We start from the raw sequence: 12,854 nt of genomic DNA, 5'->3' as shown, positions 1-12,854 counted from the left end.
TTAATCACAGACGGCCTCGCCCGGGTATGACGAGACATAGTTGTCACTGATTGTGAATACCTTCTTAGCTATGCAAAGTAAATAGCCGTGCATGGGGATGCGCTGTGAACTATTCGGACACGACTTCGGAGCCTCGAAGATAGAGGAGTCGTACGATGAAGGCGAGCGCGGCACTGTTCTAACCGTTCGTGAATACCGGTCTTGCCAGCGATGTGGCTATATCCGCAATATCTCTGAGAACCACGGCTTGATATCCACTATCGAAGAATCTGACGCAAATGACGGCCTGCCGGACAAGGCCGAATACAGCGCCGAGACTCGGCAGCCAGTGGAACGGCAAGAGAACGCAGCAGACGAGACCGAAGCGACAGACAGGGCGCAGGCGGCGGAACCGGACCCGACCGAGTCGCCCGAATCAGCGCCGACTGCGCCGGACACGGTCGGGGATCAACCCTCGGATACGGAAGTGAGTGATGCGTCTACGACGGAGACTCCATCGACACCACCAGAACGGACTGACGATGCTGTGATCCTGTCTGAGTCAGAACCACAGGAGCCAGCCGACGCCGGCACCACGCCGCTGAACAGCGACGATGCAGTCATCATCGATGCTGCTACAGATACTCCACACTCACCGTCTGAAACATCCGAAGGGCCAGATAGTAGAAACGACCGGGACCGGAGCACGCCCACAGCGGACGACGGAGAGAATACTACAACCGACTCGGATCCCACATATACGTGCCCAAGGTGTGCGTTCGAACTCCCTGTGAGTGAGTCGTCGTTCTTTGCCGGTGATGTCTGTCCGCAGTGTCGAGTCGGCTACCTCGAGGACACAGTAGACAGCGAGTCGTGAGCCGTCGACGAAACGTGGCTCCATCAGAGCGTGTCGGGGGGAGATCGTCGTTTCCCGGTGCGTGTCCGTTCAGTAGTTTTGGAACAGCAGTTTTCGCACGTCGTCTTTTGTCCGCGCGCTCACTGTCGACCCATCGGGGAGTGTGACTTCGTATGGTTCGTCGTTTTCGTCCGACCGAGTCCACTTTTCATCATGTTCGGTCAGTAAACGGTTCGCGACCGAAAGGGCATCTCCCGGACTGTTGTTGGCTGCCTCGGTTGGTTCGGCTGCGTCATCGGTTTCGACGGCAGCGGATGCTGGACCAGTCTGGGCACCGCCGTGTGCTCCACCGTGCCCGTCGCTCGACGTCTCTCCAGGTCTATCTGGACTAGTTTCCCCCTCTTCAGTACCTTTGCTCGCGCTCGTGTCGGGTTCGATGTCTGCAAGGCGCGTCGCGAGTTCACCCGTCCCAAGCGCCGAGAGCAGTTTCCCTCGCATCTCGTCGGCTTCAATACCGCTTCCGGGAACCTCTGGCACATCGGATGCGATGCGCTGGAGTTCCGGATACTCAGCTTCGGCGATTCGCTCGTAGTCGGGACGACTCAGGCCTTGCTCGTCTTCGAGCCGGTCCGGCGGTGTGTACGTATCGAGGAGGTAGGCAACAACATCTTGCGTACGAATATGACCGTACGTCTCGATGAACGCGTCTTCGAGATCCTCCTGCACCGATGTTAAATCCGCCTGTTGTGTGTCCGTAATCTCGATTTCCGGCATCGCTTCTACCATTGGCCGCCCATCTCATAACTCGTTCCCTGGACGGCGAAAACTGACGGAACCATTGTATAGCAGAGACACGCATACTCTGGTATGTGGTGTCCCCGCTGCGATTCAGACCTCAGCACATATACGCTTGCGACCGCTGATCAAACAGCTATCGTCTGTGAATCGTGCGGCTTCGCAGGCATCTCTGCGTCACATCACACCGAGGCCACCCCTCCAGAGTCCTGGGAATTCGCATTTACCCGGTTCAACCAACATCCCGACTCTAACTTCGGCAAGCCGGAAAATACTGACAGAATACCCAGCGTCCCGATTCCGGAACGTGACGAGCCCACAGACCAACCGGAGTTCTCGCTTGAACAGGCTGGTGTTTCAGTCGGCATCTCTCTGGGATCTGATGCGAACACGTTCCAACAGGACGCTGCTGACGAATTGAACCGCGTTATTGACGAGAGTGAACGCGAACTGAGTGGCGAACCCACAGCCAAATATGATGAGAGCGATGGGAACAATCAAAACACAGACACTGATGCCGTCGAAAACGGGGAGGAAACTGAGTAACGCCCACTGTCGGGTGTATCGCCTGGAGCGGGGAGCAGGTCCCAACTGACGCAGGCGAGCAGTAGTGCGATCGGTGAATACCCGCTACTCGGCGGTGGTGTCCGGCTCTTCGGCCTGCTCGGCTTGCTCGGCTTGCCCTTCCCGCTCTTCTTCCGACCGCGCTGCGACGAGCGCTCCCTGTGCAACGCTATACAGTGGGTTCTCAGCCTGACGGACATCGCTAATCGAGAACGGAATCTCAGAGTCGTTGATCCGTTCGGCGAACAGCTCTTCAAAGCCGTCAGGACTCGATGTCCCGCCAGTTACGACAACCGGGACATCCAGTCCCTCCTCGACATCCTCTTCATCAACCTCACTGATGATGTTCTCGATGACGTAGTCGAGGAGATTATCGTAATAAATGCTCAGCGCACCCTCAATCCCACCGACATCCGTCTCGAAGTTTAGCGCGAAGTCTTCCTCTTTTACCGAGGTAACCTTATCGACGGGCGTGCCAGTCGCCTGTGCAGCTTGCTCGTCGATCCAGTCACCCCCGCGTGCGATAGAGAACTTCATGACGGGGACTGCATAGTACGACAGACAGACGTTGGTCATCCCTGCGCCGAAGCTGATACCGAGGCCGGTGAACTCACGATTTGCTAGCTCGGAGTAGATAACAGCCATCCCCTCATTGATCGGCTCCGGGCTGTATCCCATATCAGTAAGCAGTGACTCAATCGTCTTTTGATGATACAGCGTCGAGACATCGGCGTCGATAGGGTCCGCAGGAACCGAGAAAAACAGCCGCTCGTTCGGATACTCCGGTTGTCCGACTACCTGTTCAGTAATGAGCTTAATCATCGGAATGGCTGATTGCTCGTCGCTTGAGAGAATCCCAGCCTGCATCGGTCGCCGTGTCTCCTCACTGAAGATGTTCGCGAAATTCAGGGCGTCATCACCAACGATATAGACCCGATCATCTTTGCGGATGTGGAGAACGTCACTTCGCGACAGCATTTGTTCGGCCATGTCGCTGTAGTCAATTTCAACAAAGGAGTTCCGCTGCTGCACGAACACTGTCTCGTTACCGTCTTGACGTGCAGACAGGAGGTTCATCGTACCAACATCGAGACCTTGGGGCATACAGTTGTATTCCTCCCACCAAGTTGAAAAAACTAGCCTATAATATAGAACCAATTACAACTTACGTACCAACACTACAGCGACGGTGCGTAGGAGTCTACTAACACGGTAAAACCTACGCTCCGAGACTGACGCCGTAGATGTCATGTGGCTCAGTCAGACGGATTAATCGAATAATAATGACCGAAGACGTCTCATAAGTCCCTTCTGCTCCTCGACACCAGTTTCCACATCATCGCCTTCACTCTGTTCATTCCGGAACTCGGTAAGCGCGTTGACCTGCTCTTCGGTTCCAGTACCTCGGTCCGTCTTTGATTGGCCTCCCTGCAGTTGCCTGAGTCCGTCTACTGCGTCGTCAACGTCGTTGCTGTCGGCCCGTGTCGTGGTCGCCTCGGAGTTCTCGATGGCCGTCCGGTCGAGGTCCGAGTCTGTGTCCGGCATATCCAGATTCAGCCGCTTCGTCTTTGGCTGTTGTTCGACGCCACCCCACGATAGCTCCGCCCCCTCCAGAGCCTGCTGTATGTCGTTGTCGACATCGGCTTTGCTGACCGACTCTGATTCACTCTCGGCTGACTCAAGCGATTCGGTCGATTCGCTTGGGGCTGTCGCCTGCTCAAGATAATGCGCGACCAGTGCCGCTCCTGTCGAAGCTGCAAGCGTAACTAGGCCAGTAGCGTAGACGCTAATCGTCCAGACGCTCCCATTGATACCCTCACTGGTTGTCCATCCGTACGGGAAGACATCAACCAGAATTACAGTTGCAGCGAGACAGAAGACCGCGCCAGCGGCACTGACAAGCCGGGTCTTGAAACCCACCGGGAGGAGCACGACGACGCTCAATAGCACGGAGGGAAGCCCGATGAACCCGACGACGAGTGCGACCTCTCGGATCTGCCAGTACAGCGTACTCCCGGATTCAAGCACGTTACTGTACAAAAAGAGGCAGAATCCGACAACGGCAAGCGTGACCCCAGCGAAGAAGAGGCCAAACCCGATATAGATGTCTCGCTCTTTCGCCGGTTCGCCGATATAATCGTGATAGGCCGACCTGAGCGTGTCGCGATAGCCCGACACAGGATCGGAAGATTCGGGGGACCTGTTCGATGTAGATGCAGGGCTCATTCAATTTGTCATTTTGTTCGGATGGGTGTTAAAGATGAGCTTACTCAATTCTCCCGGCGATAGTTCGAGATCATAATTCCACGATTCACGGCGTAAATAGTGCTGATAAGCGGGGTTTCACTTCATTCCTGTACCACCGCTGGCTGATGGCCGGTGCCACGGTCGAACTTGGCCCTGTACTGCCGGGAGACGTACCAGACGGCAGTGGTACCGACGGCGACGAGAGTCAACCATATTACCGGCAGGAGACCAACCGAGACGTCTCTCACATTTGTCGAAATGAACGCGGTGATAGTCGCGATATACGCTCCACCCATGCGCTGGATGTGCTCGAAAAACCACGTGCGGGGTTCGAGGTCAGTGGCGCGAAACTGGCGGATATCGCTCACAGTCGCGGTGAGCGCGATACCACAGAAGACGAGCATGATGATTCCGAACTGGTTCCCGTCGCTGAGGAACCACGTACCCATGGCGGCAAGGCGACGCCAGACACACCGAAGAGTCCGGTGGCCACCCAGTCGACGATGCTATGGGTGTTGATAGTTCGTTTCCGGGAGAGGACACGATAGCCGGAGAACGCGACGTAGAAGCTGAACACGGCGACGAAGCCAAGGAACACCCGGAGCATCGTTTGGCCGACCACGAGCAGTCCGAGTACCGTGACCGAGACGACTGCCATCGCGTACACGTACGTGCGGCCGAGCCGTCGCTGCCGGGAGCACCTTTTTTGGTGAGGAGCGCGCCAGCACCGGCCGTGAGTGCGACGAAGCCAAAGAGGACGTGAACGCCGAGGGTGGTGTCTTCAAGTAATGTTATGATACCGACACTTCTGAAAATCATATAAACAGGCCTGTGACACGGTGAAGCGATCATTTCCATCGGTGGACAAATACGTCAGTGTCACTGACTGTGCCCGACTCGTGCCCTGTATTCAGCACAGCCACTGCAGACTCCCAGTGAGCAGGGATTTCAACAGAGTCGGCTGATCTAGCTCCGGACACCTGTCGGGACTACTTCCGACGCTCGACCGAAGACCTATACAACTCGTTGTAGCCGCTGTAGAGCGAGTTATTTCCTCATAGCAGCGATTGAAAAAACCCAGCGAGGATGCGAATTGACTGCGGTGAATTCAGTTGCTCAGGGAGAAGGTGTGAGTATCGTCCGAGAAATAGGGTGGCTAATCGGTGCAGCGTGTGGCGAAAACGTGACGATTACAGGGGCGTCTCCGTCGGCGCAGCCAATAGATATGCCAGCTATCCACAGCGTGACTTTATGTGTCGCCTACAGCTACAGTCTGCCACTTGACGAACGATGAGTGCTGACCAATCGCTCGAAATTCTTGTGGTGGCCATTCTCTACATGTACATATTTGTGATGGTCATCGGACCGGCTCTTGAGTCGGTTACCGGCCTGCAAGCGCTCTCAGCGGACGGTGTGAGAGGCATTGAACGCACATGGGCGTTAGTCTCAAACCCACAGGGCTGGTTACTCTGTCTCGGCTACGTCCCCGTCCATTACACGTACCTGTTCGTCCGCGCACGACTCGCTGGTGAACCGATTGATGTCTACTGGGAGTAGTCCAGTGCTCGCAGAACGGTATACAGGTGAATACAATGGGACTCTGTGTTGTCTTGCAGTGGTGATTTCACGGCTGCGCTCGAAGCGCGGGAGAGTGCGATGCTGTCCAACACGATGTCGTGTCCAACCGAGACACCGACACCGGGAACCATATCATCCAGGGCATTCCCGAACCACGCCCCCTCTATGACTACCACCATCCCGGTTAACCCTGAGCGAGCGCACGGCATCGACACCACCGGTGCCGATTCGGCGATGAGCAGTAACCGCCGCGGTCACTGGTTGACCTTGCAACGCACCCGGAGGACTGAGAAGGTCAAATGGCCGTCTACCGGCGGTGTACTTGTCCCAAATACCGCTCACGTCATGCGTGAGTGTCCGAGTGATCGCCTCCACGGAAAGACAGGGTGAGCAATTTCATGGGAGGTTGTGAATTCATCGACGCTCTTGCTCCCACTCACGGAGGTGCGGGTTCTCCGGTGTGAACCAGCCTGCAAGCCCGTCCGCATCGGTTCGGATGCCGACGGCCCGCCGTGACCAGTCGACCACGGCTTTCCCCGCTGAGAAAACGACCACAGGAGCGAAAACCGATAGATCGAGTCCGGACGCACCACCCGCAGCGTCAGGAATAACGAGCCCACCGAAAACCAGATCGAGTATGAGTCCGAGCACCAACAGGCCGATAATAGTCACAGGAACCACGACAATCGCCAGCATAATATAAAAGGCAACGACCCGCTGTGCCGCCTCAACTGTCATATATGCCGACCAGTCTTCGTACGTCCTCGGTACGAAATACTCCCGTCGGAGTTCAGCGAGTTGCGACGTACAGACTAGCAGTGATCCGAGTATGACAGTCGGTGACCGAAGGGCAGTCACCGGATTCGACAGGGTGTTAGTTAGATAGCCCCACAGTATGGCGAGAAACAGCACGACGGCCAGCGACCGTCCGACAACAGGGAAGTTCCGCCGATACATCGGGGGGAGGCGCGACTCGACTGCATCCGGAAACACGCTTTTGAGCCTGTCCATCGGTTCGGGCTCGCCGCTCCAGTTGTCCTCGTTGATCTCCTCGCGTCTCCCGTAGCCAACGATATAGAATTCGCGGTCTTTTAGGACGACTGGCTGTTTCGCGAACAGTGCTGCCACGCTGTAGGCAGCCACCATTACGACGACCTCGATCCAGTAGAGGACCAGTATTTCGGCTGCACGCCATCCCAGAACCACGACTCCTGCTACCGGAAGTGAATTCGAGACAAGAACAAGAGTCAGTGTGAGCCACTGCCGGTCAGCAGGTCGCTGGAGGGCCGCTGAAGACATCCAGAAGGGGTGTCAGTGCGGCTGAGATAATTGTGTTTCTATTTTGATGGTCTCGTCCACCATCGAAGCAAGTAGACGATTGCGGACATCCAGAATGCAGCAAGGAAGACATACATCGCATCGCCTTGCGGGTATATGGACTGTGTGAATTCCAGTGAAACTGCATAGCCGATAGCAGCGACAAGGATAGGAATGCCGACGTGTGCGAGAAGGTATGGCTGCTGAGTGGTCTCTCGGAGCCAATCTCCCCGGCTATGAAGATACATTGCGACCCCTGTTAGCGGGGTCAAAACCAGTATCAGTCCGACAAGTCCGAAAGCAGAAAGAATCGACACGAGATCAGTTGTTGAAGCAAAGAAAACGGCCCAGATGACGAGTGGTGATAGGACGACATACCCGAATATAACAAGCGGCCATCCTCCGGGGAGATCGATACGTGATTCAAGCTGCTCAACGAGAGCTAACGAAAACGGATACCGCCATGCTGTCCCGAAGATGGCTTTTACCATCGCAATGAGTCCGACGGCGAATGTCCAAACCGTGACACCGAACCAAAGGGCAAAAAGTCCGGAGATAGCGATACCGGCAATCGTCGACACGGACGACGGAAGAACAGAAACATCGGTGATGCCCTGTCCAGTAAGTTCGGCATAAGTGAGGAAAGAGCCGAGCGTGATGGCTGTTATCAGCAACACGGTGAGGTGCCAGTCAAGTGCATTACGGGCGTTTCGCTTTGTGAATTCGTCAGTGGCGAGGAGGTACAGGAGTCCAGCTCCGACGACACCGGTTGGAATCGCGAAGAAATGGATGAGGATTCCACTGAGTGAGCGGTCATCGAGCAGTTTGGGTCCGGGCGTGGGTGGTGTGGAGGACATGGGTTGCGTGGCAGGCTTTGAACTGTGGTACTGATCTCTGATTCACTTTGCTTAGGTCGACGGCAGGACGTTCAGTGGGCCGTATCTGTCACGAACCCACCGAACAGTCCGTTCGGTGACGAGCAACAGTATGCTCACGAATACTAGATCAAACGCGGTGCCCCAGAGAACGATGTCACTTTGGGTCCCGCGCACGTCAGTCCCAGCGACCGTGAGGACGCCACCGAGTGCGAACATGACAAGGCTCAACTGGAACCCAGCGAGCACAAGTGTGCGGATTCCGGCCGTGTCCGAGAAGGTAAGGAATCCGCGAGTGGAGAGCCGATCCAGCGGGGTGTTTGCGTTCAGCGCATGTTTGCCCTCGGGCGATACCGGCCAGTCCGACTCTGGATGGTTGATGTAGTACAGGCTGATCGAGTCAGGATACGTCTCAGTTGCGACAACGTCGATCTCCTGTAGTTCCTGAAGCCGGTTCCGAACCGTGGCCCGACTAACCTCAGGCTTGATGCGCGCATGCAGCTGACGGATCGAAAAGAACGGTCGATCGGACGCAAGCATCGTCTCGACGACGTGTTCCTGTGTGAGTGTGTTGTCGAGGTTCCGGTCAATCCGTTCATCGATCCAGGTTGGAATCGCGGACACGGTACCGTCGGATAGTTGACGGGGATAATTAAAATCAGACGAGGATTTCATCCCCTTGAACTGCAATTTGACGGCCGTGAAACGGAGAGCGCCTATCTTCAGTAGCTGAGAAACCACCATACGACACCGAGTTGGGATGCAGCCTCTGAAAAAACAAACTGACGGAGGTTCGGAGCCGCGGACTCCCAACAGGATGTGGAACCACGAATAGTGAGCGCTCTCAACGGGAGCGGCTGTGTTGAGACGACTACCAAAGCCGAGAGCAGTTCGTGCTGGTCTGGATCGCCAACAAAGCGACGAAACGGTTCCCCCCTGTCGATGACACACCTTTCGCGTTGGAGACAGACCGACATCCTCCCCGCGCTAAAGCACGGGGCTTTCTCCTCGACTCTCGGTAATCGTAGACTTCGAGTATTGCTTCAGGAATCGGCCTTAGAGTTCGTACTCGATTGCCCAGTGGTGGAGGTGCGCAAACACGGGAAACAGCGATTCCGCCCTTGCAGTCGGTGTGTACTCCATGCGGGGTGGAACTTCGTTGTAGGCTTTACGGCCGAGTAACCCTGCTTCGTTCAACTCTTTCAGCCGCGTCGAGAGCGTGCTCGGCGCGACATCGAGGTGGGTCTCAAGATCGCTAAACCGGAGCGGCTCCTCGGCGAACGCGAACGCGCTAAGAACCGCCAGTGTATGGGCCTTCCCGATGAGGTATACTTTCCGCGATGAACGACCACGGCGTCACGCGACTCGTGACGTTGATTGGTGCAGGTGTCCGCGAGGACGGTGAATCCGTCACCCATATCAACTGCATCGTTTACTCACTACTCTCTGTCGTATCGAGACTGCAAGATGTGAGCGATAGGTAGGCTGAATGTGACCAGCAGCTTGAACATACTTGACAGTATTTCGGCGTGTGCGGGATGTTACTCGATTTCCAACTGACTACTTCCGCCGCCGTCCTCAGCATCGCTCTCGTCCCACTCGAGTTCGAACTCGACACTCAGCTCGGTCATGTTACCTGCCGGCCCTTCACGTTCAGCTTTGACTTCGAAGGTCGGTCGAGCAGGGGGAGACAGTGTTACGGTCTCAGAGCCTGCTTTCAGAGTGATATCAGCCCCGCTGTCGAGATTGTCCGCGACTGTCCGGAGGTACGATGCAATCTCTTCTCGACTCTGGTCACGTTCCGATTTGAACAGCACTTCTTCTGGCATACGGGAAGTAGTACACAGGCTGTCCAAATAAACCCGCCCTCCAGACGACTACATCACGAACAGGCTTCGGTCTCTTCTCTCGAAAAAATCTTGTTCTATTCCCAGCGCGGGACAGTTATCGTATCGCTGGGTGTACTAAATCCGATATGCAAACGATGACAGACCACCATTCTGTGGACGTAGCATCGTTCGAAGCGAGCGATGATCACATCGCCACTCTCGAAGAGTGGAGAAACAGGCGGTAGATCGGTCTGTTTTCCATAACGGTTCAGCGCCGATAAAGTATGTCAGCAATCCAGTCTTCGAGGAATGGATTAGCTGGTGGCTATATCCGGAATTATTACTTTGTTGATGTTTGCCTCGAACAGCACTGTACCGATTAACGGGCTGTCGATAATATGTTCACACGGTCGATGACGACTGACTCTCTTCCCGGAGCGCAGTGATGCTGCTGTAGACGACAGCACCGCTGACCAGCAGTGCGGAACCAAGGATGAGCGCCAGACTGACCGTATTCAGGGCGTCGATACTGTAGACGTTGCCGATTTCACGGACTGCGACGGCGAGAGCCCCACCGAGCAACATGAGCCCGAAGTACACCTTGATCTCATCCTCGTCGACGATGCTCGTCGCAGCGGACCCTACGCGGGCCCCAAAGGCGCTTCCCGCCAGCAGTGGGAGCACGATACCGAGGTCGACACCGCCGTCCAGCGCGTACAGGAAGCTCCCGAGTCCGCCGGAGAAGACAATCTCGAAGAGGTCAGTCCCGACAGCGATGGGGACGGGAACTCCGATGAGATAGAACAGCGCGGGCATACGGATGAATCCGCCGCCGACACCGAGGAAGCCCGAAAGCAAGCCGGTGACGAACGCGACACCAAGTATCATCCAGAGGGAGACGCTGACGCCGCCACGGAGCGATATCATCGGCGGGATGCGGTACGATTGAATCGTTTTAGCTATCTCCGGGATGTCGTCGGCGTCGATGTCGCCCGCCGCGGCATCGTGGTCAATCCCCTCGCCGCTATCGCCACCTCGAAGTGCCTCGTAGGTGACGAACGCGCCGATACCGCCCAGGAGGACGACGTACGTGACGCTGATGATACTGCCAGCCAGCCCGAGCGCCTCCAGATGGAGGACAATCTCTTTCCCGGCTTCGATGCCGGCAGTCGTCCCGGCGATCATCAGCACTCCCAGTTTGTAATCGACCTGTCCCATGTCTCTGTGCTTCAGTGTGGCAATGACCGATGTACCGAACACAAACGCGAGCCCACTTCCGACGGCGACTCGGGTGGGATACCCCATCACTAGGAGCGCCGGGGTGACAAGGAACGATCCACCCATCCCGAAGAAGCCAAAGAGAACGCCGATGAGCAGGCCGAACCCGACAAACAACACCACCATCGCCAGGCTGAGTCCAAGTATCTCCATCGGTCACTCCCCTCGCAACCGCTCGACGACACGCTGTCCGAATACCTCTTCCACTGCTCCGTACCCGACGTAGAGGATGGCCGCCTCCAGGAGTACCGCGCCGATGAGCATCGCCGCGTCGATGCCGCCTGCGCCCATCGATGTGAAGGCCGCGAGGTCTACCATGGAAGTTCGCCTCCGAAGTTGTGCTGTCGTGCATATATCATACTTTTCTACTCGACCTATCCTAGACGAAGGGTACTGATAACGGTTTTGGGACTGGTGGACAATATTATTGACAAGTATCACACCGCTATCCCACGGGGATATCTGTATAGGTTATGTGGATATTGACCACGTCCGGCCCCGCTTCAAAAGCCTATATTTTGCCCGTAATAAAGTTGAGCGCGCTCCTCCGTTGCGTTGCTCGAAGTGCAGACCAGTGCGGCGTAGTTCCCGAAACCGACCGGATGTCAGGTGAGACTGCAGCCCTGATTCCCAACACGCACTCAGATGTATTGTGCAATCAAAACAATATTAGTAACCGGTCGCGTATCGTCAAGTATGAGAGCCATCTATGCGACAGACCTCTCGGCGGCGAGTGAAGCGGCGATACAGAACGAGACGTGTCTCGAGTGCCTCGGACGCATCGGTGTCGATACGATCTACCTTGTCACCGTCATCCCATCGAACGTCCACGCAGGGATGCCGGGGATGAACTTCAGCAAGCGGCGCGAGCAAGGCCTCACGCGGTACCAGAACGTGATGGAAGACGCTGGGTTCGAGACCGAGACCCACGTCGTGCGTGGGACACCCCATCGCCGTATCAATGGTATCGCAGAGGCAGAGAAAGCCGACATGACAATAATCGGGTCCAGAGGGCAGAGTCCACTGGACAACCGCGTCATCGGCTCCACGGCCCGGAACCTCGCGCGAACCACGGTGGTGCCGCTGCTGGTCAACCGCATCGAACGCAGTACCGACGAGCCGGACGTACTCAGGGAGCACCTGTTCCAGCGGGTGCTCTATGCAACTGACTTCTCCGAGAACGCGGCGCGTGCCTTTGACGCGTTTCAGTATCTCCGTCACGCGACGCAGGAAGCGACGCTCGTCCACGTCGAATCACCGAAAGATGCGCCAACCGAAAAAGAGCCGTCCGAGCGTCTTGACTCACTCGCGGACACACTGGCGCAGTGGGACATCGAAACGACCGTCGAGATCCGCCGTGGCGACCCCGCCGAGGCGATTCTCGATGTCGAAGCGTCCGTGACGCCAACGACGACGCTCGTCGGCTCTCGTGGCCGGAGCCGGATGCGTCGGCTCTTGCTCGGTAGCGTCTCCGAAGATATTGTCGCGCGGGCGAACGGAAACGTCTACCTCGTCCCGCCCCCGCGAACCGCCTGA

At 56.4% G+C, this 12,854-nt stretch carries 15 protein-coding genes; 4 read left to right on the top strand and 11 right to left on the bottom strand.

The window, feature by feature from the left end; all coding sequences use genetic code 11:
• The first annotated feature begins 91 nt into the window (after positions 1-91).
• Positions 92-856 carry a hypothetical protein gene (locus DVK00_RS14280; protein WP_121577900.1) on the top strand — a complete coding sequence of 255 codons (765 nt, stop codon included), beginning with the start codon at positions 92-94 and terminating at the stop codon, positions 854-856.
• A 69-nt stretch (positions 857-925) separates the two neighbouring features.
• On the opposite strand, the gene DVK00_RS14275 is transcribed toward DVK00_RS14280, so the two are convergent.
• Positions 926-1,621, bottom strand: coding sequence for a hypothetical protein (locus tag DVK00_RS14275; protein ID WP_121577899.1), 696 nt, complete (start codon positions 1,619-1,621; stop codon positions 926-928).
• A gap of 81 nt (positions 1,622-1,702) precedes the next feature.
• Between DVK00_RS14275 and DVK00_RS14270 the strand changes: the two genes are divergently transcribed.
• Positions 1,703-2,176 (top strand): hypothetical protein, encoded by a 474-nt coding sequence (locus DVK00_RS14270; RefSeq protein ID WP_121577898.1) that lies wholly within the window; start codon positions 1,703-1,705, stop codon positions 2,174-2,176.
• Positions 2,177-2,260: 84 nt separating this feature from the next.
• Here the strand turns inward: DVK00_RS14270 and DVK00_RS14265 are convergent, their stop codons facing one another.
• The 3 genes from DVK00_RS14265 to DVK00_RS21795 all read right to left on the bottom strand — a co-directional run bounded on the left by DVK00_RS14265 (position 2,261) and on the right by DVK00_RS21795 (position 4,890).
• Positions 2,261-3,298: a hypothetical protein gene (locus DVK00_RS14265; protein ID WP_101351562.1), complete on the bottom strand. Its 1,038-nt coding sequence runs from the start codon at positions 3,296-3,298 to the stop codon at positions 2,261-2,263.
• A 165-nt stretch (positions 3,299-3,463) separates the two neighbouring features.
• The gene (locus DVK00_RS14260) at positions 3,464-4,372 is read right to left on the bottom strand and encodes a permease (RefSeq protein WP_121577897.1); all 909 of its coding nucleotides are present in this window, start codon (positions 4,370-4,372) and stop codon (positions 3,464-3,466) included.
• Between the two features lie 170 nt (positions 4,373-4,542).
• Positions 4,543-4,890 (bottom strand): hypothetical protein, encoded by a 348-nt coding sequence (locus DVK00_RS21795; protein ID WP_199722469.1) that lies wholly within the window; start codon positions 4,888-4,890, stop codon positions 4,543-4,545.
• A gap of 904 nt (positions 4,891-5,794) precedes the next feature.
• Here DVK00_RS21795 and DVK00_RS14250 point away from each other — a divergent pair.
• Positions 5,795-5,998 (top strand): hypothetical protein, encoded by a 204-nt coding sequence (locus DVK00_RS14250; protein ID WP_199722468.1) that lies wholly within the window; start codon positions 5,795-5,797, stop codon positions 5,996-5,998.
• A gap of 435 nt (positions 5,999-6,433) precedes the next feature.
• On the opposite strand, the gene DVK00_RS14240 is transcribed toward DVK00_RS14250, so the two are convergent.
• The 7 genes from DVK00_RS14240 to DVK00_RS21790 form a co-directional block, all read right to left on the bottom strand.
• The gene (locus DVK00_RS14240) at positions 6,434-7,318 is read right to left on the bottom strand and encodes a DUF6498-containing protein (RefSeq protein ID WP_121537201.1); all 885 of its coding nucleotides are present in this window, start codon (positions 7,316-7,318) and stop codon (positions 6,434-6,436) included.
• Between the two features lie 38 nt (positions 7,319-7,356).
• On the bottom strand, positions 7,357-8,193 hold the full coding sequence (locus tag DVK00_RS14235) for a DUF4870 domain-containing protein (protein ID WP_101351557.1): 837 nt from the start codon (positions 8,191-8,193) through the stop codon (positions 7,357-7,359).
• Positions 8,194-8,244: 51 nt separating this feature from the next.
• On the bottom strand, positions 8,245-8,835 hold the full coding sequence (locus tag DVK00_RS14230) for a hypothetical protein (RefSeq protein WP_101351556.1): 591 nt from the start codon (positions 8,833-8,835) through the stop codon (positions 8,245-8,247).
• Positions 8,836-9,267: 432 nt separating this feature from the next.
• Complete coding sequence (locus DVK00_RS14225) at positions 9,268-9,534, bottom strand: helix-turn-helix domain-containing protein (RefSeq protein WP_121577896.1); 267 nt, start codon at positions 9,532-9,534, stop codon at positions 9,268-9,270.
• Positions 9,535-9,752: 218 nt separating this feature from the next.
• Positions 9,753-10,040 carry an amphi-Trp domain-containing protein gene (locus DVK00_RS14220; protein WP_101351554.1) on the bottom strand — a complete coding sequence of 96 codons (288 nt, stop codon included), beginning with the start codon at positions 10,038-10,040 and terminating at the stop codon, positions 9,753-9,755.
• A 402-nt stretch (positions 10,041-10,442) separates the two neighbouring features.
• Positions 10,443-11,471: a sulfite exporter TauE/SafE family protein gene (locus DVK00_RS14215; protein ID WP_101351553.1), complete on the bottom strand. Its 1,029-nt coding sequence runs from the start codon at positions 11,469-11,471 to the stop codon at positions 10,443-10,445.
• Between the two features lie 3 nt (positions 11,472-11,474).
• Positions 11,475-11,636 (bottom strand): hypothetical protein, encoded by a 162-nt coding sequence (locus tag DVK00_RS21790; protein ID WP_170084266.1) that lies wholly within the window; start codon positions 11,634-11,636, stop codon positions 11,475-11,477.
• Positions 11,637-12,014: 378 nt separating this feature from the next.
• On the opposite strand from DVK00_RS21790, the gene DVK00_RS14210 reads away from it, so the two are divergent.
• Positions 12,015-12,854: a universal stress protein gene (locus DVK00_RS14210; protein WP_121537195.1), complete on the top strand. Its 840-nt coding sequence runs from the start codon at positions 12,015-12,017 to the stop codon at positions 12,852-12,854.

This window comes from Haloarcula sp. Atlit-47R (assembly GCF_003665985.1).
Taxonomy (GTDB): domain Archaea; phylum Halobacteriota; class Halobacteria; order Halobacteriales; family Haloarculaceae; genus Haloarcula; species Haloarcula taiwanensis.
Note: the sequence above shows the minus strand (reverse complement) of the source record. Positions and strands in the feature narration are given on the sequence as shown.

Excerpts from the sequence above, each read along its gene's own strand:
- DVK00_RS14280 (WP_121577900.1), top strand. The coding sequence starts at position 92 with ATGGGGATGCGCTGTGAACTATTCGGACACGACTTCGGAGCCTCGAAG.
- DVK00_RS14275 (WP_121577899.1), bottom strand. The coding sequence starts at position 1,621 with ATGGTAGAAGCGATGCCGGAAATCGAGATTACGGACACACAACAGGCG.
- DVK00_RS14270 (WP_121577898.1), top strand. The coding sequence starts at position 1,703 with ATGTGGTGTCCCCGCTGCGATTCAGACCTCAGCACATATACGCTTGCG.
- DVK00_RS14265 (WP_101351562.1), bottom strand. The coding sequence starts at position 3,298 with ATGCCCCAAGGTCTCGATGTTGGTACGATGAACCTCCTGTCTGCACGT.
- DVK00_RS21795 (WP_199722469.1), bottom strand. The coding sequence starts at position 4,890 with ATGGGTACGTGGTTCCTCAGCGACGGGAACCAGTTCGGAATCATCATG.
- DVK00_RS14250 (WP_199722468.1), top strand. The coding sequence starts at position 5,795 with ATGGTCATCGGACCGGCTCTTGAGTCGGTTACCGGCCTGCAAGCGCTC.
- DVK00_RS14240 (WP_121537201.1), bottom strand. The coding sequence starts at position 7,318 with ATGTCTTCAGCGGCCCTCCAGCGACCTGCTGACCGGCAGTGGCTCACA.
- DVK00_RS14235 (WP_101351557.1), bottom strand. The coding sequence starts at position 8,193 with ATGTCCTCCACACCACCCACGCCCGGACCCAAACTGCTCGATGACCGC.
- DVK00_RS14220 (WP_101351554.1), bottom strand. The coding sequence starts at position 10,040 with ATGCCAGAAGAAGTGCTGTTCAAATCGGAACGTGACCAGAGTCGAGAA.
- DVK00_RS14215 (WP_101351553.1), bottom strand. The coding sequence starts at position 11,471 with ATGGAGATACTTGGACTCAGCCTGGCGATGGTGGTGTTGTTTGTCGGG.
- DVK00_RS21790 (WP_170084266.1), bottom strand. The coding sequence starts at position 11,636 with ATGGTAGACCTCGCGGCCTTCACATCGATGGGCGCAGGCGGCATCGAC.
- DVK00_RS14210 (WP_121537195.1), top strand. The coding sequence starts at position 12,015 with ATGAGAGCCATCTATGCGACAGACCTCTCGGCGGCGAGTGAAGCGGCG.